The sequence below is a fragment of the Cognatishimia maritima genome (assembly GCF_900129685.1).
In the GTDB taxonomy this organism is placed as follows: Bacteria; Pseudomonadota; Alphaproteobacteria; order Rhodobacterales; family Rhodobacteraceae; genus Cognatishimia; species Cognatishimia maritima.
The window spans coordinates 130,714-153,848 of record NZ_FQWM01000007.1; the positions used below are offsets into that span (position 1 = coordinate 130,714).

General features: G+C 56.2%; 23 protein-coding genes, 1 tRNA gene and 1 pseudogene. 15 read left to right on the forward strand and 10 right to left on the reverse strand.

The window, feature by feature from the left end; translation table 11 throughout:
* The first annotated feature begins 46 nt into the window (after window positions 1-46).
* Window positions 47-1,096: a V-type ATPase subunit gene (locus BUA39_RS14120; protein WP_072793865.1), complete on the forward strand. Its 1,050-nt coding sequence runs from the start codon at window positions 47-49 to the stop codon at window positions 1,094-1,096.
* Window positions 1,097-1,202: 106 nt separating this feature from the next.
* Here the strand turns inward: BUA39_RS14120 and BUA39_RS14125 are convergent, their stop codons facing one another.
* Window positions 1,203-1,523 carry a DUF6280 family protein gene (locus BUA39_RS14125; protein ID WP_072793866.1) on the reverse strand — a complete coding sequence of 107 codons (321 nt, stop codon included), beginning with the start codon at window positions 1,521-1,523 and terminating at the stop codon, window positions 1,203-1,205.
* A gap of 207 nt (window positions 1,524-1,730) precedes the next feature.
* Between BUA39_RS14125 and efp the strand changes: the two genes are divergently transcribed.
* On the forward strand, window positions 1,731-2,294 hold the full coding sequence (gene efp, locus BUA39_RS14130) for an elongation factor P (protein ID WP_072793867.1): 564 nt from the start codon (window positions 1,731-1,733) through the stop codon (window positions 2,292-2,294).
* 120 nt (window positions 2,295-2,414) lie between these two features.
* Window positions 2,415-2,885 carry a DM13 domain-containing protein gene (locus tag BUA39_RS14135; RefSeq protein ID WP_072793868.1) on the forward strand — a complete coding sequence of 157 codons (471 nt, stop codon included), beginning with the start codon at window positions 2,415-2,417 and terminating at the stop codon, window positions 2,883-2,885.
* Between the two features lie 6 nt (window positions 2,886-2,891).
* On the opposite strand, the gene ygfZ is transcribed toward BUA39_RS14135, so the two are convergent.
* Window positions 2,892-3,641 carry a CAF17-like 4Fe-4S cluster assembly/insertion protein YgfZ gene (gene ygfZ, locus BUA39_RS14140; protein WP_072793869.1) on the reverse strand — a complete coding sequence of 250 codons (750 nt, stop codon included), beginning with the start codon at window positions 3,639-3,641 and terminating at the stop codon, window positions 2,892-2,894.
* Between the two features lie 68 nt (window positions 3,642-3,709).
* Between ygfZ and BUA39_RS14145 the strand changes: the two genes are divergently transcribed.
* Window positions 3,710-4,387 carry a TIGR04283 family arsenosugar biosynthesis glycosyltransferase gene (locus BUA39_RS14145; protein WP_072793870.1) on the forward strand — a complete coding sequence of 226 codons (678 nt, stop codon included), beginning with the start codon at window positions 3,710-3,712 and terminating at the stop codon, window positions 4,385-4,387.
* A gap of 22 nt (window positions 4,388-4,409) precedes the next feature.
* Here the strand turns inward: BUA39_RS14145 and BUA39_RS14150 are convergent, their stop codons facing one another.
* The 3 genes from BUA39_RS14150 to BUA39_RS14160 form a co-directional block, all read right to left on the reverse strand.
* Window positions 4,410-6,290, reverse strand: a complete 1,881-nt coding sequence (locus tag BUA39_RS14150; protein WP_072793871.1) for an ABC transporter ATP-binding protein — start codon at window positions 6,288-6,290, stop codon at window positions 4,410-4,412.
* Between the two features lie 132 nt (window positions 6,291-6,422).
* A complete protein-coding gene (locus tag BUA39_RS14155) occupies window positions 6,423-7,514 on the reverse strand; it encodes a pyridoxal phosphate-dependent aminotransferase (protein ID WP_072793872.1) in 1,092 nt (363 codons plus the stop codon).
* A 123-nt stretch (window positions 7,515-7,637) separates the two neighbouring features.
* The gene (locus BUA39_RS14160) at window positions 7,638-10,661 is read right to left on the reverse strand and encodes a valine--tRNA ligase (RefSeq protein WP_072793905.1); all 3,024 of its coding nucleotides are present in this window, start codon (window positions 10,659-10,661) and stop codon (window positions 7,638-7,640) included.
* Window positions 10,662-10,873: 212 nt separating this feature from the next.
* On the opposite strand from BUA39_RS14160, the gene BUA39_RS14165 reads away from it, so the two are divergent.
* The 5 genes and pseudogenes from BUA39_RS14165 (at window position 10,874) to BUA39_RS14185 (ending at window position 14,481) form a co-directional block, all read left to right on the forward strand.
* Window positions 10,874-11,176, forward strand: a complete 303-nt coding sequence (locus BUA39_RS14165) for a hypothetical protein (protein WP_072793873.1) — start codon at window positions 10,874-10,876, stop codon at window positions 11,174-11,176.
* A gap of 536 nt (window positions 11,177-11,712) precedes the next feature.
* Complete coding sequence (locus BUA39_RS14170) at window positions 11,713-12,390, forward strand: amino acid ABC transporter permease (protein WP_084604995.1); 678 nt, start codon at window positions 11,713-11,715, stop codon at window positions 12,388-12,390.
* The gene (locus tag BUA39_RS14175; RefSeq protein ID WP_072793906.1) at window positions 12,387-13,091 is read left to right on the forward strand and encodes an amino acid ABC transporter permease; all 705 of its coding nucleotides are present in this window, start codon (window positions 12,387-12,389) and stop codon (window positions 13,089-13,091) included. The genes BUA39_RS14170 and BUA39_RS14175 overlap by 4 nt, the downstream gene beginning before the upstream one ends.
* Window positions 13,092-13,140: 49 nt before the next feature.
* Window positions 13,141-13,916: pseudogene (locus tag BUA39_RS14180) on the forward strand (transporter substrate-binding domain-containing protein).
* Window positions 13,917-14,016: 100 nt separating this feature from the next.
* Window positions 14,017-14,481, forward strand: a complete 465-nt coding sequence (locus tag BUA39_RS14185) for an MmcB family DNA repair protein (RefSeq protein WP_072793908.1) — start codon at window positions 14,017-14,019, stop codon at window positions 14,479-14,481.
* Here BUA39_RS14185 and BUA39_RS14190 read toward each other — a convergent pair whose 3' ends face one another.
* Window positions 14,482-14,670 (reverse strand): DUF6324 family protein, encoded by a 189-nt coding sequence (locus BUA39_RS14190; protein ID WP_072793874.1) that lies wholly within the window; start codon window positions 14,668-14,670, stop codon window positions 14,482-14,484.
* 147 nt (window positions 14,671-14,817) lie between these two features.
* Here BUA39_RS14190 and BUA39_RS14195 point away from each other — a divergent pair.
* A tRNA-His gene (locus BUA39_RS14195) sits at window positions 14,818-14,894 on the forward strand.
* Window positions 14,895-14,979: 85 nt separating this feature from the next.
* On the forward strand, window positions 14,980-15,663 hold the full coding sequence (locus tag BUA39_RS14200) for a fumarylacetoacetate hydrolase family protein (RefSeq protein ID WP_072793875.1): 684 nt from the start codon (window positions 14,980-14,982) through the stop codon (window positions 15,661-15,663).
* Window positions 15,664-15,670: 7 nt separating this feature from the next.
* On the opposite strand, the gene BUA39_RS14205 is transcribed toward BUA39_RS14200, so the two are convergent.
* Window positions 15,671-15,979 (reverse strand): DUF6476 family protein, encoded by a 309-nt coding sequence (locus BUA39_RS14205; RefSeq protein ID WP_072793876.1) that lies wholly within the window; start codon window positions 15,977-15,979, stop codon window positions 15,671-15,673.
* Between BUA39_RS14205 and BUA39_RS14210 the strand changes: the two genes are divergently transcribed.
* The 3 genes from BUA39_RS14210 to BUA39_RS14220 all read left to right on the forward strand — a co-directional run bounded on the left by BUA39_RS14210 (window position 15,978) and on the right by BUA39_RS14220 (window position 19,301).
* On the forward strand, window positions 15,978-17,012 hold the full coding sequence (locus BUA39_RS14210) for an RluA family pseudouridine synthase (protein WP_072793877.1): 1,035 nt from the start codon (window positions 15,978-15,980) through the stop codon (window positions 17,010-17,012). The genes BUA39_RS14205 and BUA39_RS14210 overlap by 2 nt on opposite strands.
* A 261-nt stretch (window positions 17,013-17,273) precedes the next feature.
* The gene (gene rpoH / locus BUA39_RS14215) at window positions 17,274-18,170 is read left to right on the forward strand and encodes an RNA polymerase sigma factor RpoH (protein WP_072793878.1); all 897 of its coding nucleotides are present in this window, start codon (window positions 17,274-17,276) and stop codon (window positions 18,168-18,170) included.
* 147 nt (window positions 18,171-18,317) lie between these two features.
* The gene (locus BUA39_RS14220; protein ID WP_072793879.1) at window positions 18,318-19,301 is read left to right on the forward strand and encodes a Gfo/Idh/MocA family protein; all 984 of its coding nucleotides are present in this window, start codon (window positions 18,318-18,320) and stop codon (window positions 19,299-19,301) included.
* Window positions 19,302-19,344: 43 nt separating this feature from the next.
* Here the strand turns inward: BUA39_RS14220 and BUA39_RS14225 are convergent, their stop codons facing one another.
* The 3 genes from BUA39_RS14225 to BUA39_RS14235 all read right to left on the reverse strand — a co-directional run bounded on the left by BUA39_RS14225 (window position 19,345) and on the right by BUA39_RS14235 (window position 22,499).
* Window positions 19,345-21,165: a M3 family oligoendopeptidase gene (locus BUA39_RS14225; RefSeq protein ID WP_072793880.1), complete on the reverse strand. Its 1,821-nt coding sequence runs from the start codon at window positions 21,163-21,165 to the stop codon at window positions 19,345-19,347.
* 114 nt (window positions 21,166-21,279) lie between these two features.
* Entirely contained in the window at window positions 21,280-22,209 is a 930-nt protein-coding gene (locus BUA39_RS14230) for an alpha/beta fold hydrolase (protein WP_072793881.1), read from the reverse strand.
* Window positions 22,209-22,499: an SCP2 sterol-binding domain-containing protein gene (locus BUA39_RS14235; protein WP_072793882.1), complete on the reverse strand. Its 291-nt coding sequence runs from the start codon at window positions 22,497-22,499 to the stop codon at window positions 22,209-22,211. The genes BUA39_RS14230 and BUA39_RS14235 overlap by 1 nt, the downstream gene beginning before the upstream one ends.
* A gap of 73 nt (window positions 22,500-22,572) precedes the next feature.
* Between BUA39_RS14235 and BUA39_RS14240 the strand changes: the two genes are divergently transcribed.
* Window positions 22,573-23,133 carry a tetratricopeptide repeat protein gene (locus BUA39_RS14240; protein WP_072793883.1) on the forward strand — a complete coding sequence of 187 codons (561 nt, stop codon included), beginning with the start codon at window positions 22,573-22,575 and terminating at the stop codon, window positions 23,131-23,133.
* Window positions 23,134-23,135 lie beyond the last annotated feature (2 nt).

The window sequence follows — 23,135 nt, forward strand, 5'->3', positions numbered from 1 at the left end:
CGACCTTCACCGCTAAACTTATCGGCGAGGAAGAGTGGTAGGTATTATGTCAGACCCAGTAAAGAATGCCGAAATCGAAGATGTGCTATCTTCGATCCGGCGATTGGTCTCGGAAAAGAGCAGCGTTGCCCCTACGCAGCAAGCGGCGTCCGCGCCTGCTGCAGACGAGAATCCTGCAAAGCATGACGATCCACTTGAGCCAAAAGATCGACTGGTCCTGACCCCTTCGCTGCGAATCGAAGAACCGGAAGAAGCGCAAATTTCTGAAGAACCTGCCTCAAAGGTGAGAGAAGAGCGGACTTCGCCTGTGGCCGACACTCCGTTTGTGCACAACCTGAAACAAGACATTTTGCCACTTCGTGAAAGCCTGCCGAGCTTTCTTAGGAATCGCATACATCTGATGCAGTCAGATGGCATGACTCAAGGCGACGATCCCGCTGCAGCGGACGATTTTGCGTTTGAGGATGGGCACATTGATGCCGCGGGCGAAGACCTGCCAATGCCTTCCCAAGACGAAGACCAAGAGACGTTCAAAAACACACTTCCATTTCCACCCCCCGAGGAGCTGACGTTTGAAACCGCGCGCACGTCTGCACTTGCAGAAGAGACAGATGCGCCAGATGTCGTGAAAACTGATCCCGCTGAGCCTTGGAAACAGGAGGGTGAGCGGCTTTCGGAATGGCAAAGTGTCCGCAGCATCGATCCTGAAAGCTTTGAACCCGACGGGCCAGAAGATGGTGACAATGCCGGTGTTCCCACGACTTCGCTCGATTGGGAGGTCGACGTTGTATCGCATGATGCGGCCACGGAAGCAGAGGACATCGATGAGGCCGAACCTGAGAGTGTTGAAGAAACTGCCGCGCGTGACTTCGTTGATCAGGCTGTTGAAGACGTTGTCGAGGCAGACGAGGCGATTGATGCGCAGGACTACGAAGCTATTCTTGATGAGGACATGCTGCGCGAACTGGTCGGTGAAATCGTCCGGCAAGAGTTGCAGGGCCCCTTGGGAGAGCGCATCACGCGCAATGTGCGCAAACTTGTGCGGCGAGAGATCAATCGCGTGCTGACAGCGCAGAAACTGGGCGACGGCAGCTAGGCCATTTCCGAGATACACCTTGTGAAAATGACGAAGTGAAAATGAAAAACGCGCGCCCGTTAAGGCGCGCGTTTTTCCAAAATGGCAGCATTTTGGCTTTGTCGCTTTAGGCCGCTTCACTCTCCTGAGCGGCATTGCGACGTTCGCTTTCCTCGCGGGAAAGCGCAACAGAGGTACGAACACCTTTGCCGACGAAGTCCATCAGACCGGACACAACCCGTTCGTTCGGGTCGATCCCCGCACAAGACAACACCTCGCGCCCATCGCGAGAGCGTGCCCAGCGGGCGATTTGTTCAGGGCCATTGCCGTACTTCTTGTCGTCAGCAATCGCATCGTCTAGCGCAGCCAAGACGACCGCTGCGAAAAGTTTCCGCGCGCGGTTGCCCTGTTCGTTATTAAAAGCCGTGCCATCAACGAAATCTCTCATCTCGTCGTCCTTGTATTATTGCTCTTGTGTTTCTGGCGTGAGGGCGCTTATGACCTATTTTTATTGATTCGGGTACCCTGTTTTTGCATAGCTTTCATGCAATTTGCGCATGCCTCCGAACGAAATAGGCCGTCTTGTCACCTAGCAACGGGCGATATATAGGTCTGATCCAATCCCAATCAACCCAACTGTTATGGTTTTGTCACAATGCCAAAAATCAATGGTAACGAAATTCGCCCCGGCAATGTGCTGGAACACAATGATGGCCTATGGGCTGCGGTCAAGGTCGACCACGTAAAGCCCGGCAAAGGCGGCGCATTTGCTCAGGTCGAGATGAAGAACCTGCGCAACGGCTCCAAGTTGAACGAACGCTTCCGCAGCGCCGACAAGGTTGAGCGTGTGCGGCTGGAACAAAAGGACATGCAGTTCCTCTATGAGGATGACGGCATGCTGATCTTCATGGATACAGAAACCTACGACCAGGTTCAGGTCGCGTCCGACCTATTGGGGGACCGCCGCCCGTTTCTGCAGGACGGTATGACCATCGTGGTGGAGTTCTACGAATCCGAGGCGCTGAACGCGTCTGTGCCTCAAAAGGTCACCTGCAAGATCGTCGAGACGGAGCCGGTCGTCAAAGGTCAGACAGCGGCGAATTCTTTCAAGCCCGCGATTTTGGACAATGGCGTGAAAGTCATGGTCCCACCTTTCGTGGGGCAGGACGAGATGATCATTGTTGATACGATCGCGATGGAATATTCCGAACGCGCCTAAGGCAGCCAACATTTAATTGCGTTAGGGCCGTTCACCTGCGTGGACGGCCTTTTCTTTTGCTTGAACTTTACAGAGTCGCGGCCACCGTTCAGACTGACGCTTAGTTACGAGGAGAGACCTATGTTCCGTTTGATGGCTTTCACGGTTTCACATGTCGCGGCACTTCTGATTGGCTTTGGGCTTGGGATCTATTTCCTTCCGATTCTGACCGCGCCGCCCCCGCCGGATCAAGCGACGCTTCAGGCACAAGCCGAGACGGCCATGTTCACTGGCCAGTTCAGCCGAGACCTGAAAGGCAGCGACTTCCTTCATTGGGGAGAGGGGACGATCAGCCTCAGTCCCACGATGATTGTACACGAAGGCGCATTGGCCCCCGGGCCTGACTACAATCTGTATTTGACCCAAGGTTTTGTCGAAAATGAAGAAGAGTTCAACGCAGTCAAGAGCAACGCTGCCTTAGTCGGAGATGTCAAAACCTTTGGCGGGCTGTTGTTAGACATCCCCGCTGGGATCGACATTCACGCATACGATACTGTGGTGATCTGGTGCGAAAGCTTCGGTGAATTCATCACTGCAGCAAAATACCAATAGGTGTTTTCAATCGGGCTTGCCCGTCCAACTGACCTTTGCATCGCCTGCCATCATGTCAACGGACGCGCGGTCAAACCGCAGATAGGCCAGCGCTTTGTCTCCGACACGGCTTTGCAATGTGCCAACGGGTTTGCCGTTTGCGGTAATCTCGGCCCCCGGTTCAGCGGGGCCAATGACATTCACCAAGGCCAAGCCTTTACGCAGTTCGGTTTTGTGTTTCATACGGGCAGTGACTTCTTGGCCGACATAGCAGCCCTTTTTGAAGTCGACACCATTTAGGCGCTCAAACCCCATCTCCAGAATGTAGCTGTCTGGGCCAAGCTCTGCGCCGGTCTTAGGAACACAAGCTGCTATGCGCTGCTCGGTCCAGTCCGTGGCTTCGGCAGTTGCAGGCATGTCGCGGTAGGCGCGCCAGCCAAGCTTGGCGGACCTTGGGTCGGCAAAAGCACCCTCTGGGGCGGGCCCTAGGCCGCGGTGCACATGTAATGGGGATCGATCTATCGTCACATCGGCGCGCAGCTTGTACATCGATAGCCGCGTTGCGAGGGCGTCCGCCTGATCGTCCTGAACATCGAGCAAAATGCCGTCAGGGTGTTTGCTTAGGAAGAAATCTACCAAGAACTTGCCTTGCGGAGTCAACAAAGCCGCATAAACCAATCCTGTTTCAATCTTGTTGACGTCATTGGTGACCAGCCCTTGCAGGAAGTCATGGGCGTCTTTGCCCCCGATGATCAATACTCTGCGTGCGTCAGTCATGGCTTATTCCTGTATTTCATTTGCAACTTAATATAGACAGGCGCAAGCGGTGCAACAGGGGGGAATGGATGCGCGCTCCGATTTCTGTCGTGATACCGACATTGAATGCTGACCAAAGCCTTGCCAAAACGCTGATCGCGTTGATGGAGGGATTGCCTCAGGGGCTAATCCGAGAGGTGATTGTCAGTGACGGTGGCAGCACCGATGCCACGCAGCAGATCGCGGAGGACGCGGGCGCTGCTTTCATTAAGGGCGCATCATCACGTGGTGGGCAGTTGCGGCGCGGTGCAGAGGCGGCCAAAGGCAAATGGCTTTTGTTCCTGCATGCCGACACTGAATTGGCCCCTGGGTGGTCGCGGATTGTCGAAGCACATTTGGACAGTGGGCAGGCCGGATATGGACAACTGGTTTTTGAAGGCGGCGGCGTGCCCGGGCAGTTGGTGGCGACTTGGGCGAACTTTAGGTCGCGGCTGTTTGGGCTACCCTACGGAGATCAAAGCCTGCTTGTGCCGGCCGCGCTTTATGCGCAGGTCGGAGGATACCCGGATATTCCTTTGATGGAAGACGTCGCCATTGCGCGTGCCTTAAAGGGGCGCATGCGACCGCTGAAGTATACGGCAGTGACCAGTGCTGCCCGCTATCAGCGCGAAGGCTGGCTGCGGCGGGGGCGTCGAAATATCTGGCTTCTGTTGCGATACCTGACCGGTGCCGCGCCAGAGAAGCTGGTCGCGGAATACCGACGCTGATTAGATTCTTACCAGATGCTCTTCAGATTCTGGGCAGCCGTCCCAGCATCTTGGCCCAAATCCCGCGTTTGGCGCGTGGCGTCGGCACAGTGGGTGCCGAGGTGCGCCGCGCGGCTTCTTCGGCACTTGGTCCCTCAGTCGCGAATTGCAGGTGGTAAAGCTCTGCATAAGCGCCATTCGCGGCCAGCAGTTCGGTGTGCGTGCCTTGCTCGACCACACGCCCCTTGTCCATCACAACAATCTTGTCGGCGTCCCGTACCGTCGAAAGGCGGTGTGCAATCACAAGCGTTGTGTGGTCTTTAGACAGCTTATCAAGCGCCTCCTGCACCAGCACCTCAGATTGCGCGTCCAGCGCCGATGTGGCCTCGTCCAGCAAGAGGATCGGCGTATCGCGCAGCAGCGCCCGCGCGATCACAACCCGCTGCCTTTGTCCGCCTGACAATCCGCTGCCGCGCGGGCCTACACGGGTGTCTAACCCATCCGGCATCTTCTTCACGAAGTCGCTGACGTGTGCGGCGTCCAATGCCGCCATCAAGGATTTCTCTGTGATCTGGTCGCGGCCAAGCAACACGTTTTCGCGCAGCGTTTCGTCAAACAGCATGGCGTCCTGCGATACCACCGAGAACAAATCGCGCAGGTCTTCGAGCGCGAGTTCATTCGTTGGTATGCCCGCAATGCTCACGCTCCCAGATTGAGGATCAACAAGACGCGTCAAGAGGTTGAAAATTGTGGATTTTCCCGCACCGGATGCACCGACAATCGCCGTCGTTTCACCGGCCTTCGCAGTAAAACTGGTGCCGTTCAGAACCTTTGAATCGCCATAGGAAAGATGCACATCTTCCAGAATGATGTCGCCGCCATTTGCCGGCGACGGTTTCGGGGATGTCGGCGATTGAAGTGATGGCTCTGCTTCGAGTAGTTCCCTCAAACGTTCGATCCCTGCTGCCGCGACTTGCCATTGGCCGCTGACATTCCCCAAGCGGCGCAGCGGTTCAAATGCGAACCCCAGTGCAGTGAAGAAGGTCATGAATTGACCGACAGTCTTTTCACCGGCAATGATTTCGCCACCGCCATAGATCAGCACGCCAAAGAACCCCAATCCAGCCATAATGTCGATCAAGCCGGGGATGGCTGCGGTGCCCGCCGCTGCACGCACCTGTGTCTTGACCAAGATATCGGTGAGGTCACGAAACTGGCGTGATTGGTACTTTTCAAGTCGATTAAGTTTGATTGGCACGATTCCATGAAAGATTTCGTCCAGTCGTGTCGCCAATTGCGCGCCCAGATCACGTGCCTCACGGGCACGCCGGCGTACAAAGCGTTGAACAACCATCGATGGCAGTACCAAAATCGGCGTGCCGATGCACGCGACCAATGTCCATTTCCAGTCGACACTGACCGCGACGCCTAGCAAAACCATCAAAGAGATGATGTCGCGTCCAGCGCCGGTAATGACTGTATTCCAGACTGTGTTGATGGTGGTGACATCTGACTGAACGCGCTGAATCAAGTAGCCCGGCGGGTGGACTTGGTGAAAGCTGTTATCCTGCGCCATCAGGCGATCCAGAAGCTGCGTGCGCAGGTCCGCTGCCGTTTTTTGCGAGATATGGGTCAACAGCACCTTTTGCGCCATGGCGGCGACTGCCCGGATCACAAAGACGCCCATGATGACGAACCCCACCCACCAAAGCGCGTTTTTGTCACCTTCGACGAAGACACCGTCAAACATCGGCTGCATCATCCAACTGAGCGCACCCAGCATAGAGCCCTCAAGGCTCATAAACAGGAAGGCCGCAAGCAGGAACCACTTGTATTTCGATAGGAAATTCGTCCAAAGCCAAAGGATCAGACGCTGACCTTCCTGCGGCGAAGGCTTGGGGGTGTCGGGCGCGTTTTTCGTCACGGCGAGGGCATTCCTTTTGTCCAGCCCCGCGATGAGGCACTGCCAGACACTATGTCCTCAGGGCGCTGAATTCAAATGCGTATTCGCGCTTTCTTTCAGTCCACATGGGATGGGCGTGTGACTTTTTGGCGGTCACAAAACCCGCGCCAGCGCCTTTTCAAACAGGGCAAGCTTATCTTCCGGCCCACAACTGATGCGAATACAGCGATTTTGTGGGGCCACAAAAGGCATGCGGATAAAGACGCCTTGATCCGCCAACGCCGTGACCAAAGACTTTGCGTAGGCACCGTCGCGCCCCGTGTCGATGGCCACAAAGTTTGTTGCAGAGGGCAGGCTGGTCATGCCGTGTGATTTGGCGATGTCTGCGATGTGCCGCCGCGCTGATGCGACTTTTGCGACTGTGCCAGCCAGCCACTCTTGATCTTGCAAAGCGGCCAGTGCCGCAGCTTGGCTGGCGCGGTTCATGCCGAAATGATTGCGGATTTTATCAAAGCTTTGGATCAATCCCTTGGCCCCCATGGCATAGCCGACGCGTGCGCCCGCAAGCCCGTAGGCCTTGGAAAAAGTGCGCATGCGGATAACTTTGGGGTGTTCAATCTGGTAGTTGGCCGCTGTGCCCTCTGGGGCGAGTTCGACGTAGGCTTCGTCGAGAATCAAAAGGCACCCATCGGGGATATCATCGAGTTGCGCCGCGATGCTGTCTCCGCTGTGCCATGTACCCATCGGATTGTCGGGGTTGGCAAAATAGATCAGTTTGGCGTCACGGTCTTTTGCCCTGGCAATCAGCGCGGTCAGGTCTTCGTGATCCTCCCGGTAGGGGATCGCCTCGACACGACCTCCGTAACCCGCGACATGGAAATTAAAGGTCGGATAGGCTCCGGCAGAGGTCACCACTGTGTCGCCCGGTTCAATCAACATGCGGGTAAGATAGCCGAGCAGCCCGTCAATGCCTTCGCCCACCATGATGTTGGCGACCCCCACACCGTGGAAATCAGCCAATGCATGGCGTAGGTCGTGGTTTTCCGGGTCGCCATACATCCAAATGCCATCGACCGCGTCGCGGAACGCCGCGATGGCCTTTGGGCTGGGGCCAAAGATGTTTTCGTTTGCCCCAAGACGCGCTTCAAAGGCTTTGCCGCGCGCGCGTTCTTGCGTCTCAGGCCCCACAAACGGGACGGTTGAGGGGAGGGTGGCCACCAAGGAAGTGTAACGTGGGTCAGTCATGCTGTCTTATTGCGTCAATTGAGAGCGTTCAGCAAGCCTAACGGAACGCGCGGTAAAACCGAACGGGAAATGCAAAACGCCCGCCATGATGACGAGCGTTTTGCGTGTTCAGTTGCGTTGGGCTTAGCTGATTTCGGCAACCCGTTCCAAAGCGGCTTTCAACTTGGCCTCTTCTTCCTCGCGCGCGGCGAGATTGGCTTTGGCTTCTGCAACCACGTCTTCTGGCGCGGAGGCGACGAATTTCGGATTGTTCAATCGACCGCGCAAACCGCCGAGTTCCTTGGCCAGCTTGCCGAGGTTCTTTTCAAGCCGCGCTTTTTCCGCCGCAACATCGATGACGCCAGCCAGTGGCAGGCCAAAGGTCGCGCCGTCTACAGCCACGGTCGCGCAGCCTTTCGGGAATTCGTCGACTTTCTCGAGGCTCTCCAGACGCGCCAGCTTGAAGATCAACGCTTGGTTGGCTGTGAAAGCCGCGTCATTCACATCGGTGATTTGCGTCGCCACCATCGGAATTTTTGCACCCGCAGGAACGTTCATTTGCGCACGGGTGGAGCGCACCGCTTCGATGGTCTGGATCACCCAATTCATCTCGCGGTCGGCGTTCGCATTGACCAGTTCTTTGCCATATGTCGGCCAGTCTTCATGCACCAACATGCCGTCACGCTTGGCGGTCTGGCCCCAAAGCTCTTCGGTGATGAATGGCATGATGGGGTGCAGCAGGATCATACATTGATCCAGCACCCAGCCCATGGTCGCGCGGGTTTCGGCTTTGATGGCTTCATCCTCTGACGACAGCAGAGGTTTCGCGAATTCGACGTACCAGTCGCAGACCTTGCCCCAAACAAAGGCATAAAGCGCATTGGCCGCGTCGTTGAAGCGGAAGCTTTCCAGCGCTGCGTCCACAGTTTCGCGGGTTTGCGCGACTTCGCCAATGATCCATTGGTTCACGGTGGCTGTCGCGTTTGGCACATCTCGAGATGGCGCGCCGTTTGCGTAGACGTCGTTCATTTCCGCAAAGCGCACGGCGTTCCAGATTTTGGTGCCGAAGTTGCGGTAGCCTTCGATGCGTTTCATGTCGAGCTTCAGCACACCGCCCAAAGCCGCCATGGCAGCGGAGCTAAAGCGCAGCGCGTCGGCACCGTATTCGTCGATGATGTCCAGCGGGTCCATGACGTTGCCGGTGGATTTCGACATCTTCTTGCCTTTGGCATCGCGGACGAGGCCGTGCAGGTAGACGGTATCAAACGGGATTTGGTCCACGACCGCCAGCTGCATCATCATCATGCGGGCCACCCAGAAGAAGAGGATGTCCTGACCGGTGATCAGCGTTGAGGTTGGGAAATACTTCTGCATTTCCGCGGTGTCCTCAGGCCAGCCGAGTGTGCCGATGGGCCAAAGGCCGGAAGAGAACCAAGTGTCGAGGACGTCTGGGTCGCGGTAAAGCGAAACAGCGATTTTGTCCCCATCGGTCGAGATCGCCGTGTTGAGCAAGTCATCACCGCGATTGAATTCGATCTCAACATGCTCACCGTAATAGTCTGTTGCGAGCTGAGCTATTTCTTCCTCGGAGGCAGCGCAGAATGGAACAGGTTTGTCGAAAGTGGCGTCAGGATCGTTGATAACAACTTTGTCTGGCCCATACCAAACCGGAATCTGGTGACCCCACCATAGCTGACGCGAAATACACCATGGCTCGATGTTCTCCAGCCAGTGGTAGTAGGTCTTCTCACCGCTTTCCGGCAGGATTTTCACATCGCCATTGCGTACCGCATCCAGTGCCGGTCCAACGATTTTGTCGGTTTCAACGAACCACTGATCCGTCAGCATTGGCTCGATGACCACTTTGGAACGGTCGCCAAATGGCTGCATGATCGGTTTGTTTTCGACCATCGGAACGGTGGTCGTGACTTCGTTGCCATCCTCATCTGTACCGACTTCAGTAGTCATCACTGCGAGGCCTTCGGATGTGATCTGATCGACCACAAGTTTCCGCGCCTCAAAACGGTCCAACCCGCGCAGGTCATCCGGCACGAGGTTGATGGCATCCACTTCGTTTTCGGTGAATTCTGCACCTTTGGCGTGCGCCTGTGCTTTGCCTGCTTCCTCAGCATATGGCGCACCATCGGCACGCATCGCGCCTTTGGTGTCCATCAGCCGGTACATCGGGATGCCGCCACGCTTTGCGACTTGATAGTCGTTGAAGTCATGCGCACCGGTGATCTTCACCGCACCGGAACCGAAGTCCTTATCAGGATATTCATCGGTGATGATCGGGATCAGACGGCGGTGCTCTTTCGGACCCACAGGGATTTCGCAAAGCTTGCCAACGATTGGCGCGTAACGCTCATCAGATGGGTGCACCGCAACAGCGCCATCACCCAGCATGGTTTCCGGGCGGGTGGTGGCGATGGAGATATAGTCGCGTTCCTCTTCAAGGATCACGTTCCCGTCTTCGTCTTTCTCGATGTAAGTGTATGTCACACCATCCGCGAGCGGGTATTTGAAGTGCCACATATGGCCCGCGACTTCGATATTCTCGACTTCTAGGTCAGAGATTGCGGTTTCAAAATGCGGGTCCCAGTTGACCAAGCGCTTGCCGCGGTAGATCAGGCCCTTGTTGTACATATCCACAAAGACTTTGATCACGGCATCGTGGAAGTTGCCGCCCGCTTCGTCCTCAGGTGCACCCGGCGCGCCGGACATGGTGAAGGCGGTGCGGGAGAAATCAGCCGACGCGCCGAGGCGTTTCAACTGATTGATGATGGTGCCGCCAGATTGGCTTTTCCATTCCCAGACCTTTTCTAGGAAAGCCTCGCGGCCCATTTCTGCACGCGAAGGCTGTTGGTTTTTCGCAAGCTCACGCTCCACAACCATCTGCGTCGCGATCCCCGCGTGGTCGGTGCCCGGCTGCCAGAGCGTGTCAAAACCCTGCATCCGTTTCCAGCGCATCAGGATGTCTTGCAACGTGTTGTTGAACGCGTGGCCAATGTGCAGAACGCCCGTGACGTTTGGCGGCGGGATCATAATGCAATAGGTGGAGGCTTCGGGCTTTGCATTGGCCCCGGCCTTGAAACAGCCAGCTTTTTCCCAAGCCTCAAAAAGGCGGCTTTCGGCCTCGGCTGCGTTAAATGTCTTTTCCATCGCCATCTGCGTCATCCTGCGTGCGGTCAATTCGAGTTCCAGCGAGGTTTAGCGAAAGGCGGCAGCAAGGGAAAGGTGATGTTTGCCCAATCAGGCGCTGGATCAGGTAGAAACCATCCGTTGCAAAGCGCTAACGCTGCCGCGCGCCGTTCGGTCGCGTTTCGAAGCGCTCGAAATATGCTATCATTGTCGTGACGCGCCTGATTGGAGAAATCTCGATGCCCCGGCTCATTCGCATGTATATCGTGAATGTCATGATCGGATTTTTGTTGTCCGCTGCCTTCGTTGGCATTCTGCTGGCTTTGGATATCGCGGGTCTGCGGGGGCTGATCTTTGGCAGCGCGGCTGGATGGATTGCAGTGCTCATGCTTTGGGTCTTCAACGGCATCGTGTTCGCGGGCGTGCAATTTAGTATCCGCATCATGCTTATGGCATCCAAAGATGGCTCCGGTGGCGGTAAACGTCAGCCCGCGTCGCGCGCAACGCGCCTTGCGCCAGTCGTCGTGCCGGTGAAACGCTAGATAATTGGAACAAGCGGCACGCCGCAGGCGCTAATCGTAAGCAGCGCGACCAGCATTAATATCCTGCGTTTCATTGCTTTCCCTTTTTCTTGGTGGTCCGCAAACAGGCGATCTGCGTTCTATGCAAGGGTAGAAATGGCGGGCCCGCAAACGCAGCCGTGGGGTTATCTCATTCCCGAGGACCTGTATGTACAGGTGGGCGCCAGGTAAATAGACCAGGATCTAAACAGAGCCAGCTCCCTCGGAATTGCTTAAGGCCACCGGAATGCAACCGTATCACGAGAAGGGCAGAACCCGCCACACTCTTAATTAGGTGCAGAACAGGTGCTGCGCAAGAGGCAGTCGAACTGCGTTTTCGGGTCACGGTTAAAACTGTCAGTCTCAATTTGATGAATTTACTGGCGCTCGGCTGCGGAAGACGGTGAATTTTTGAACATCTGATCGAATCTTAGCCGCGCTCTTGCGCCAGAAGGGGGGCGGGTCTGGACCTTTTGCAAGTGGGAAACCAGCGTTGCTGCAACCACTTGGGGGGCTAATTGGAACTACGTTTTTTTGAAATCTACCGGAACCCAGATTATATCTGGCTTTTGGTAGAAGGGGCTGGGGCCAGCGCGCTGATCACGGCGGGATCTGGCGCTCTTGGCTTCATTATGGCGCTTGTGTTGGCAGGTGTGCGGTTTGGCAAAATCCCGGTGCTTGGCCACATTGCGGCAGCCTATATCGAATTCATTCGCAACACCCCCCTGATCGTGCAGCTTTTTTTCGTGGCCTTCGGTCTGCCGATGCTACTTGGATACCAATGGCCGTTCTGGGCGCATGCTGTGCTGGCGCTGACCTTGAACTTCTCGGCCTATTTTTCAGAGATCCTGCGCGCTGGCTTTACGACAGTAGCCACCGGTCAAATCGAAGCGGCGCGTGCGCTGGGCGTTCCGGGCTGGCTGGTCTTTGTAAAGATCGTTCTGCCGCAGGCCGTCGCGCGGATGTTCCCCTCGCTGAACAGCCAATTCATTTTCCTTTTTCTGACCACCGGTGTGATTTCCGAGATCGGCGTGCGCGACCTGACTCAGGCGGGGATGTTTATCGATAGCCGGACCTTCCGGTCGTTTGAGGTCTTTTTCACACTGACGGTGATCTACATTCTGCTCGCGTTAAGCTTCAAATTTTTCCTAACGCAGGTGCAGCGTCATCTCTTTAAATGGCAGGTGGCGCGATGAAGGATCTATTCGTTGCCGCCCTAGGCAAACCCGAGGGGATTGTTCTCTTTCAGCTTTTGGAAGCGACCCAATTCACGATTTACCTCTCCTTAATAGCCTTCATTGGTGGCGGGTTGCTGGGGGCTGGGATTACGCTTTTGCGGATCATGCCCGGAAAGACCAGCCGCAAACTGGCGTTGGGGTACATCTGGCTGTTTCAGTCGGTGCCGCTTTTGATGTTGCTCTTTCTTACAGGGCTGGGTGCGCCCAAACTATTGGATGTCGACATCAACCCATGGACCGCCGCCTGTGTGTCGCTGACGCTCTACGCCAGCGCCTATCTGTCCGATGTCTGGCGCGGTGCCATTGAAAGCGTGCCGCAGGGCCAATGGGAAGGCGGCATGGCGCTTGGGATCCCATTTTTTAGGACCCTCAAGCTCGTGGTGCTTCCACAAGCCATCCGGGTCGCGCTGGCTCCGACAGTCGGCTTTATGGTCCAGATCATCAAGGGCACGTCGCTGGCTTATATCATTGGCTTCCACGACCTGATGGCGATTGGCAAACGCTGGGCCAACGCGCCGATTGATGGCACCGAGCCCTTCATCATCTTCCCGCTCATGGCGCTGATCTATTTTTGCCTATGCTACCCGCTTTCACTCACTGCGCGCCGCCTAGAAGCACGCTTGGGCAAAGTCGGCACGAGAACGCCGCAGGCAGGGTAAAGCCCGTGGAAACAAGAATACCCCCTCAAATCCCAACAAGGAGATACACATGAAACTCATCAAAGGCTTGATTGCAGCGGCCACTGTTGCGCTGGCAACCCCGGCGGTTGCCGACCTTTCCGACATTCTGTCGTCTGGCACGATCAAAGTTGGTGTGCCCGAGAACTTCCCGCCTTTCGGTTCGCTTGGCATTGAGGGCGAGTACGAAGGCTATGACGTCGATGTTGCCAAGCTGATCGCGGCCGACCTTGGTGTCGAACTTGAATTGGTGCCGGTGACATCCAAGCAACGAATTCCTTTCCTTGAGACCGATAAAGTTGACCTTGTGATCAGTTCTATGGTGCAAACCCAGAACGGGCAAAATCGATCTGGTTTTCGGCAGCCTATGCGCCGTTTTATTCCGGCGCTTTTGCGTCTGCAGAAGTGATGGTGAAAGAGTTTGAAGACCATGCGGCCTACAAGATTGGCCTGACGGGCGGCACGCTTGAAGACCTCGAAGTGACTAAGCGCGCGCCGGAAGGTACAGAAATCATCCGTTTCGGTGACAACGCGGCGACACTGGCGGCCTTCACCTCTGGTCAAGTCGATGTGCTGGTGACTGGCAACACGGTTGCCGCGAAACTGAGCGCGGATGCGCCAGAGATGTCACTGGAATCAAAGCTGATCATCAAAGAATCTCCAGCGTTTATTGGCGTGAAGAAAGGCGATTTTGACTTGCTGCAGTGGGTCAACGTTTTCATCCTGCACAAGAAGCTCGGTGGTGAGTTGAACGAAATCTCTGAAACTTGGCTCGGTCAGCCGTTGCCTGCGCTGCCAACGTTTTAATTTCGGATTTCCATCAGATATTAGTGTTGAAAAGGGGCCCAAGGGCCCCTTTTTTCTATTTGGCTTGCAATTTGTTCACCAAATGTTCACCATTGCCGTCATGGATATTGAACTGCAACCCGGACAACTTTTGGCACGTGGTGTTTCGCGCCACCTGCGGAGCTATGGTTTTGTTTCGATTGAGGAGTTTGTGCCTGAGCGCGGGAAACGCGTCGATGTGATGGCATTGGGTCCAAGGGGTGAGCTTTGGGTGATTGAATGCAAATCCAGCCGTGCGGATTACAATGCGGATAGCAAATGGGAAGGCTATCTAGAGTGGTGTGATCGGTATTTCTGGGCGGTCGATACGGATTTTCCGACCGACCTTTTGCCGCCGGAAACGGGCCTGATCATTGCAGATGCCTATGACGCGGAAATTATCCGTATGGCACCTGAAGACAAACTTGCTGCGGCGCGTCGCAAGAAAGTCATCCAAAAGTTCGCTATGGATGCCGCGCGACGGTTGCACCGATTTAGGGACCCTAAAATGGCCCCGCTGCCGGACGAAGTCGGGGCAGAGGTCTAGCTATTTTGCCAGCTTTCGCGCAGTCGCTGCCGCGGCGCGAATTTCCTCTGCGATTTCATCGGCTTCCTCAGGGTCGAAATCCATCGGAATCTCAAGATCGCCGGCTTCAACAAAAATGCGCACGAACCCTTCGTCGGTCGGGCCGATCTGCATATTGGCTTCGATGTCACGTTCGGTATTGATGCCCATTTTCTCTCTCCTTGCGTGAAAGTGGCGTAGCGGTATATGCTTGTTTTGGCAAGATATAGCTCTGTTTGGCGGGCAAGCTTCGAATTGGAAATTTTCCTGATTAGGTGCTTGCAATTGCCAAAACGGAACTGTAAATCGCGCTGCAGTGCCGCCTTAGCTCAGTTGGTTAGAGCGCCTGATTGTGGATCAGGAGGTCCCCCGTTCGAGCCGGGGAGGTGGTACCACCCCCCCCACATGGACGCGTCGACTTGATGGCCTATAGCGTCGGATGAACGTCGATCGCTGCAAGTGACTATTTGGGAGAGCCAAGTGCCAGACTTTGTCATACCCGCGCCAGCCACCCCCGTGATCCAAACGTCCGATGGGCGCGACTTTCCTGTACGGCGCGTCTATTGCATTGGTCGCAACTTTGCGGCGCATGCGGTGGAAATGGGCCATGACCCAGACCGTGAGCCGCCGTTCTTCTTTCAAAAGAATCCAAACAATCTGACCACAGGCGGTGTTTTCCCGTATCCCTCGCAAAGCGCAGATGTGCATCACGAGGTCGAATTGCTGGTTGCACTCAAGTCTGGCGGTCGTGACATCCCAGAAGAGCAAGCCTTGGCTTGTGTCTGGGGCTATGCAACCTGCTTGGACATGACGCGCCGCGATCTTCAGGCTCAGGCCAAATCACAGGGGCGCCCTTGGGAAGTTGCCAAAGCGTTTGAGCATTCTGCCCCTGTTGGTCCGCTTCAACCTGCCTCGGATGTCGGTCATCCGCAAATTGGGGCCATCCGATTGATTGTGAACGACCTTGCGCGGCAATCCGGTGATCTTTCGCAAATGATTTGGAAGACACCCCAAATTATTGCCTATCTTTCCCAGTTTTTCGAATTGGCAGCCGGTGATGTGATCCTGACAGGCACACCGTCAGGCGTTGGGCCGGTGGTGCGCGGAGATCGACTCATCGGAGAGATTGGAGGCCTGATGCCTTTGCAGGTCGACGTTGTCTGAGACGGGATCACTCTATAGCGATGGTCTGCTTTAGCTGACCGGTCATGGCGTCGAAAATCAGGATCGTGTTGTCCTTTGTGACAACTGCGTACCAGCCTTCACCTTTGGTAAAGGCCGTGGCCTCTGTTCCGTCTGGCAAACTGATGCTCTCGGGCATCTCGGGTCCATCGCCATAGAAACGGGTGACAAGCAGTGCGACGACCACTACAAGCCCGCCAATCATCACCGCTGTCAGAACTGTGATCAGGCGGCGCAAAAATTGCAGATTGGCCGGCAGTTCCGGTTCAGGAGCGTCTTGCTCAGGAGAAGTTGGCATGGCCACGACCCGTGTTACGTTTCAAATCGCGGATAACCCGCCTGCGCGCCTTGATAAGGCACTGGCGCGGGATGTGCCAGAAGAAGCGTCTTTGTCTCGCACCCGGCTCGCGAAACTGCTGGAAGGCGGCTGTGTGTTGGTTGATGGAGTGATCGTCACGGACCCCAAGGCCAAGGTGACCGAAGGCGCGGTGGTTCAGATCGACGTGCCTGTCGCCGATGAAAGCCATATTGGGCCAGAGGACATTCCTTTGGATGTGGTCTTTGAAGACGACGATCTGATCGTCATCAACAAGCCTGCAGGCATGGTGGTACATCCTGCCCCCGGCACGCCCAATGGGACGCTTGTGAATGCCCTGCTGCATCACTGTGGCGACACGCTGTCTGGCGTAGGCGGGTCCAAACGTCCGGGCATTGTGCACCGGATCGACAAAGAGACCTCTGGCCTTTTAGTGGTGGCCAAAAGTGACCGTGCACATCACGGCTTGGCGGCGCAGTTCGAAAAGCACACGGTCGAAAGATACTACAATGCTGTGGTCTATGGCGTGCCAGATGCCAACGATCCCCGGCTGCGCGGTGTGCGCGGCGTGAGTTTTGAATCCGGCAACATTATGAAGATCACAACGCATCTGGCGCGCCATAAAACGGATCGCCAAAGGCAGGCCGTCCTGTTTGAGGGCGGGCGTCACGCGGTCACGCGCGCGCGGATCGTCGAACGTTTTGGCGCGCCAGAAGTGGCCTCATTGGTGGAGTGCTGGCTGGAAACCGGTCGTACACACCAAATCCGGGTCCATATGACCCATGCGGGTCACAGCTTGATTGGCGACCCAACCTATGGTGGGCGGCGCAAATTATCGGAGAAGGCCGTGTCGATTGCGGGGATCAACGCGGCACAATCTTTCGACAGGCAGGCGCTTCACGCGGCGGTGCTGGGTTTTGTGCATCCAGTCAGCGGCGAAGACATGCGGTTTGAAGCGGCCATCCCGGATGACATGCAGGCGCTGATCGCTGCGCTGAAGCAACCACGGACATAAGCCCCTGACGGCGGAACCACCTGTGGATTTCCGCGTATATACTATGCAAATTTGCATATTCATTTCGCTATGCGTGCATTGCTGAGTATGACACATTCTGCACAGCTGCGTGAGCGCACGCGCCTGTGACTGGAAAGTCACCGACATCGCGGTCACGTTAAATCAAGAAATTTGCACGAGCTTGCTTGAAAGCCTGTTGGTGCCAACTTATCTGAATGTTAAGCCTTTAAACATTCCCATTTGGGAGGAAAGGGACAGGACATGGGAAATTATAAGAATCTGCCGGCCCCAACGCCGGAAGGCGGTCTGAACCGCTATATGCAGGAAATCCGCAAATTCCCTCTGCTTGAGCCAGAGGAAGAATATATGCTGGCCAAGGCTTGGGTCGAAAAAGAAGACACAAACGCCGCGCATCAGCTGGTGACGTCGCATCTGCGCTTAGCTGCTAAGATTGCAATGGGCTACCGTGGCTATGGCTTGCCGCAGGCAGAGGTCATTTCCGAAGCCAATGTTGGTCTGATGCAGGCTGTGAAACGGTTTGACCCTGAAAAAGGTTTCCGTCTGGCGACCTATGCTATGTGGTGGATCCGTGCGTCGATCCAGGAATACGTGCTGCGTAGCTGGTCGATGGTCAAACTGGGCACAACCTCCGCTCAGAAGAAGCTTTTCTTCAATCTCCGCAAGGCAAAGGCCCGTATCGGCGCGTTGGAAGAGGGCGACATGCACCCGGACAATGTGGCGAAAATTGCCCATGACCTTGGTGTGACCGAAGATGAGGTGATCAGCATGAACCGGCGTATGTCCGGCGGGGATGCGTCACTGAATGCTCAAGTTGGCTCTGACGGCGAAGGCACGATGCAATGGCAGGATTGGCTGGAAGACGAAGACGCCGATCAAGCGGCAGATTACGAAGCCAAGGATGAGTTGGAAGCCCGCCGGGAATTGCTTGCGGAGGCAATGGACGTGCTGAATGACCGTGAAAAGGATATTCTGGTGCAGCGTCGGCTGCAGGACACACCTCTGACACTAGAGGAACTGTCCGGCCAATATGACGTTAGCCGCGAGCGCATCCGTCAGATCGAAGTGCGCGCCTTTGAAAAGCTGCAGATGCGCATGCGTGCATTGGCCAGCGAAAAGGGCATGCTGTCGAAGGTTTAAGGCGAACAACTTACCGCATTCGAATATGGCCCTGTCGGTTCCGACGGGGCCTTTTCATTTACACGTCCAAAGCGCCATAGCCAGATTCTGGGTTGTTTTCACTGGGCCGCCCCGCAATGATAGCGCCAACATTGAGGGGAGTAGGCTTTGCAACCACTGAACTGGGGAATACTCGGCGCGTCAAAATTCGCGCGTTTGTTTATGGGGCCTGCCATTCACGCAGCACATGGGGCGCGGTTGGCGGCGCTGGCCACGTCTTCCGCTGACAAGGCGCAGGGCTTTCAGGCGTTTTGCCCGGATATAAAGGTCCACACAGACTATGACGCCATGTTAGCGGACCCATCTATCGATGCCGTCTACATTCCCTTGCCCAATCACCTTCATGTGCCCTGGACCATCAAGGCACTGGAGGCGGGCAAACACGTCCTTTGTGAAAAGCCCATCGCGATGCAGACCAGCGACTTTGACCAATTGATCGCCGCGCGCGACAAGGCAGGGCTGTTGGCGGCAGAGGCCTATATGATTGTTCATCACCCGCAGTGGCAGCATGTGCGCGACTTGGTACAGAGCGGCGAAATCGGTCGGCTGGTCCACATTGCAGGACGGTTCTCTTTCGACAACCGCGCGGACACAGAGAACATCCGAAACCGCCCCGAAACTGGCGGCGGAGCCCTTAGGGATATCGGCGTCTATGTTATCGGCGCGGCGCGGTTTGTGACCGGGCAGGAGGGCAGCGATATCAGCGCTCGCATTCGTAAAGAAAACGGCGTTGATGTTTTTTCAGAGATCGGAGCGCGGTTCGGCGACGCGACTTATTCTGCCTACGTCAGCACCCGCATGCATCCCGCGCAAGAGATGGTGTTTCACGGCGAAAAAGGCCTGATCCGCGTTGTTGTGCCATTTAACGCGCGGGTCTTTGGAGAAGCGCAGATCGAGATTCACAAGGCGAACCATGTCGGCGGCGGCACTGTCACAACACATCGTTTCCCAGCAGATGATCACTATAAACTGCAGGTCGAAGCTTTTGTGCGATCGGTGCGGGAAGGCGTTGACTACCCATGCCCCCTCGAATTCTCGCGCGGCACGCAGGCGATGATGGATCAGGTGTTTGAGGTGGCGAGGGATCTGTAGGTATCTGGCGGCGCTTGGCATTTGCCAAAGCCGCCATCATTGATCACTCTTCCATCGCCTCAAGCTCGTCGATCATGCCAGAGATCATCGACAGGCCTTTGTCCCAGAACTTTGGATCGCTGGCGTCCAACCCAAAGGGCGCGAGAAGGTCTTTGTGGTGTTTGGACCCGCCCGCCTTGAGCATATCGAAATACTTCTCTTGGAAGTCCTCGCCGCCCTCGGCATAGACCGCATATAGTGCGTTCACCAAGCCGTCGCCAAACGCATAGGCGTAGACATAGAACGGGCTGTGTACGAAGTGCGGGATATAAGCCCAGAAGGTTTCGTAGCCGTCCATGAACTCAAACGCCGGCCCAAGGCTCTCGGCTTGTACGGACATCCACAGAGCGTTGATGTCTTCTGGCGTCAACTCGCTTTCGCGACGTGCCGCGTGCAGTTTGCATTCAAAATCGTAAAACGCGATCTGGCGCACGACGGTGTTGATCATATCCTCGACCTTACCGGCCAGCAGCACCTTACGTTGCTCTTTGGTTTTGGCTGCATCCAGCATCTTGCGGAAGGTCAGCATCTCGCCAAAGACCGACGCGGTTTCGGCCAATGTCAAAGGTGTAGAGGACAGCATTTCGCCCTGTTCAGCGGCAAGAACCTGATGAACGCCATGGCCCAACTCATGCGCCAAGGTCATCACGTCGCGTGGTTTGCCGAGGTAATTCAGCATCACATAGGGGTGGACATTGGTAACCGTCGGGTGGGCAAAAGCGCCGGGCGCTTTGCCGGGTTTCACGGCGGCGTCGATCCAGCCGTCGGTAAAGAACGGTTTGGCAATTTCGGCCATGCGCGGGTCGAAGGCGGCATAGGCCTCCATCACGGTTTTCTCAGCCTCATCCCAGTGGACGGTGCGCGTGTCTTCCATGGGCAGGGGGGCGTTGCGGTCCCAGACCTGCATCACATCCAGTCCCAGCCATTTGCGTTTCAGTTCGTAATAGCGGTGGCTGAGTTTCGGATAGGCGTCGACCACGGCGTTGCGCAGGGCTTCGACGACCTCGGGTTCTACGTGGTTTGACAGGTGTCGGCCATGCTGCGCTGTCGGCATCTTGCGCCAGCGGTCCAGCACTTCTTTTTCTTTGGCCTGCGTGTTGTGCACACGGGCGAAGGTTTTGATATTGGCCCCCAGCACACGCGCAATTTCCCGCGCGGCGGCTTCGCGTTTGCTGCGGTCTTGTTCGGTCAGGAAATTCAATGTGGCTTCGATGTTGAGCGTTTCGCCCTCCATCTCAAATTCCAGCCCAGCGATGGTTTCGTCAAACATCCGCTCCCAAGCGTCACCCACAACGCCAAGATCGTGCAGGAACTTTTCCAACTCATCAGACAATTGGTGCGGTTTCATCGCACGAATGCGATCAAAGACCGGTTTATAGCGCGCAAGCGCGTCGTTTTCCGCAAACATTGCCTCAAGTTTGTCGTCATCGAGGCGATTGAGTTCCAGTGTGAAAAACACCAGCGGCGTTGAGAATTCGGTCAGCGCGCCCTGCATGTTGGACATGAACTGCGCGCGCTCGGCATCAACGGTCAGTTGGTAGTAGCGCAGGCCCGCATAGGACATGATGCGGCCAGAAACTTGGCTGATCTTTTCGTTGCGTTCAACGCAGGTCAGCATCTCTGCGGCTGTCAAACCGGCCAGCTTGCCTTCGTAGTCCGCCGCAAAAGACGCGCATTCCTTATCCAGCCAATCAAGGTCCGCCTGTAGTTCTGGCGCATCGGGGCTGGTGTACAGGTCGCTGAGGTCCCATTCGGGAAGGTTTCCCAATCCTTCGCTGCCAGAACTGGCGTTGGCGTCGCGGACGGGGAAGGGCAGGTTCAGCATTGGGACCTCTTGGTGTTGGTTGAAGTGCTTGACCAGAGATAGGCAGAGCCGGTCGCAAGGTGCAAGGGGTGGTGGGTAAAATGATCTGCGCGCCGCATGGCTGGCGCAGTAAAGTCAGACGTGCTGATCAAACAGGTCCGTCATGGCATGCATGATGGGCGCGCGTTTTGCAGGGCCTTCCATCAAAACTTCATGCTCACCGTCTGGAACCATGATCAATTGGCCATTGGACCAACTTTCCATGCGGGTCTTAATGGCCGCTGTGTCGACGATTTTTTCGTCGGTCCCGAGAAATGTCACGCAAGGGACGTGCAGCGCAGGCATCTGGGCGAGGGCACCGCATTCCCGCAGCGCCTCATTGACCCAGCGCACCGTCGCGCCGCCGATGCAAAGGTCGGGCACCATACGGGCCTGCGCCTGTAGTCGCGCAAACATGCCACGGTCGCGGGTCAGTTGGTTATCCTCAAACGCTGTGTCCAGTACATAGGTTTCGTTCTTGGTGCCCGGGGCCAACCAGTCGCCCATGCCAAGCCGCCTGAGAACGACACTTAGCCCATAAGCCGCAGGGCGCAGGGGCCCCAAACCGATGTGCCACATCGGCGCTGTAAAGGCTGCGGCCTTTACCGGAAGATCGTTGTAAAGTGCCCGCAACCCGATGCATCCCCCCATGGAATGAGCGAGCAGGAAATAGGGTTTGGGCATGTCCAATGTTTCGGCCGCTTCCAGCAGCGCCTGAACGTCTCGCTGGTAGTCGGAAAACGCCAACAGATGCCCGGCTTGGCGGTTCTTTTGCAAACGATCCGCCAACCCTTGCCCGCGCCAATCAATCGACAATGTTGCGTAGCCTGCATCGGCTAGCTCACCCGCCGCAAGCGCGTATTTCTCGACATATTCAGTGCGCCCTGGGAAAAGTAATACCGTTCCCTTGGCACTGTCTTTCGCCCATGCGGCCACCCTAAGCCGCACGTCATCACTGGCCTGCGTCCAATAGGCTTGCCCAATCGGCTCACCGGCAGGGACCTGGTGGTAGGGCGCTTGTTCCATCAGGACAGGATTTGGCCCAGCTTCATAGCCATGCCCATGTCGCCATCGACTTTCAGCTTGCCGCTCATGAAAGCGGTGGTTGGGTTCACGTCGCCCGCAAGGATATCCTGAAACAGGTCTGCGTCTGCGGTCAGGGTGACGTCAGCCTCATCATCAGATGCGCGCACACCATCGGCGTCAATGATCAGCGCGCCTTCGCCTTCGATCACGAATTTGGCAGAGCCATCCAGCACGCCACCCCCTAGTTTTTCACGCAGGGCTTCCACGGCTGCAGCCACAATGTCGCTCATCTTATCAATATCCTTTGATTTGCGCCTCGTGAGACTAGTAAATCCCGAGCCGCCGGTTACATTCAAGGTTGATATGACCATGCTTTCAAACTTTCTCAAACCTGCCGTGGCGGCAGCGGCGCTGCTGGCTTTGCTGAACAGCGCCGTGGTGGCCGATACAGATCGCCTGACACAGCTGATGCAAGAGTTGCAAACAGCCGATCCGCAAGAGGCACGGCGCATTGCGGCGGATATTCAGCTTGAGTGGGAGAAATCGGGTTCAGCCACGGCTGACCTTTTGTTGTCGCGCGGCCGCAAGGCAATGGATGCTGGGAATTTTGCATCCGCGATAGAGCATTTCACTGCTCTGACCGACCACGCGCCAGAGTTTGCTGAAGGCTGGGTCAGCCGCGCCATGGCATTCGCGCAGTCAGAGAAATACGGTCTGGCGCTTGATGACATTGAAACGGCCTTAGAGATAAATCCGCAGCATTTCGAAGCCATCATAGGGCTGGGTGCGATTTTGGAAATGATCCGACAACCCGAAGCGGCCTATGAGGCCTACCAGATGGTGCGCCCTATACATCCCCACCATCCCGCCGTAACAGAAGCGCTGGAGCGACTCGAGCCGGTTGCAAAAGGCCGGAAACTATAAGT

Excerpts from the sequence above, each read along its gene's own strand:
- BUA39_RS14145 (WP_072793870.1), top strand. The coding sequence starts at position 3,710 with ATGCGCGCTCCGATTTCTGTCGTGATACCGACATTGAATGCTGACCAA.
- BUA39_RS14235 (WP_072793882.1), bottom strand. The coding sequence starts at position 22,499 with ATGAGCGACATTGTGGCTGCAGCCGTGGAAGCCCTGCGTGAAAAACTA.
- BUA39_RS14125 (WP_072793866.1), bottom strand. The coding sequence starts at position 1,523 with ATGAGAGATTTCGTTGATGGCACGGCTTTTAATAACGAACAGGGCAAC.
- BUA39_RS14135 (WP_072793868.1), top strand. The coding sequence starts at position 2,415 with ATGTTCCGTTTGATGGCTTTCACGGTTTCACATGTCGCGGCACTTCTG.
- BUA39_RS14205 (WP_072793876.1), bottom strand. The coding sequence starts at position 15,979 with ATGCCAACTTCTCCTGAGCAAGACGCTCCTGAACCGGAACTGCCGGCC.
- BUA39_RS14230 (WP_072793881.1), bottom strand. The coding sequence starts at position 22,209 with ATGGAACAAGCGCCCTACCACCAGGTCCCTGCCGGTGAGCCGATTGGG.
- BUA39_RS14155 (WP_072793872.1), bottom strand. The coding sequence starts at position 7,514 with ATGACTGACCCACGTTACACTTCCTTGGTGGCCACCCTCCCCTCAACC.
- BUA39_RS14210 (WP_072793877.1), top strand. The coding sequence starts at position 15,978 with ATGGCCACGACCCGTGTTACGTTTCAAATCGCGGATAACCCGCCTGCG.
- BUA39_RS14175 (WP_072793906.1), top strand. The coding sequence starts at position 12,387 with ATGAAGGATCTATTCGTTGCCGCCCTAGGCAAACCCGAGGGGATTGTT.
- BUA39_RS14190 (WP_072793874.1), bottom strand. The coding sequence starts at position 14,670 with ATGGGCATCAATACCGAACGTGACATCGAAGCCAATATGCAGATCGGC.
- efp (WP_072793867.1), top strand. The coding sequence starts at position 1,731 with ATGCCAAAAATCAATGGTAACGAAATTCGCCCCGGCAATGTGCTGGAA.
- BUA39_RS14185 (WP_072793908.1), top strand. The coding sequence starts at position 14,017 with ATGGATATTGAACTGCAACCCGGACAACTTTTGGCACGTGGTGTTTCG.
- BUA39_RS14120 (WP_072793865.1), top strand. The coding sequence starts at position 47 with ATGTCAGACCCAGTAAAGAATGCCGAAATCGAAGATGTGCTATCTTCG.
- rpoH (WP_072793878.1), top strand. The coding sequence starts at position 17,274 with ATGGGAAATTATAAGAATCTGCCGGCCCCAACGCCGGAAGGCGGTCTG.
- BUA39_RS14240 (WP_072793883.1), top strand. The coding sequence starts at position 22,573 with ATGACCATGCTTTCAAACTTTCTCAAACCTGCCGTGGCGGCAGCGGCG.
- BUA39_RS14225 (WP_072793880.1), bottom strand. The coding sequence starts at position 21,165 with ATGCTGAACCTGCCCTTCCCCGTCCGCGACGCCAACGCCAGTTCTGGC.
- ygfZ (WP_072793869.1), bottom strand. The coding sequence starts at position 3,641 with ATGACTGACGCACGCAGAGTATTGATCATCGGGGGCAAAGACGCCCAT.
- BUA39_RS14165 (WP_072793873.1), top strand. The coding sequence starts at position 10,874 with ATGCCCCGGCTCATTCGCATGTATATCGTGAATGTCATGATCGGATTT.
- BUA39_RS14160 (WP_072793905.1), bottom strand. The coding sequence starts at position 10,661 with ATGGCGATGGAAAAGACATTTAACGCAGCCGAGGCCGAAAGCCGCCTT.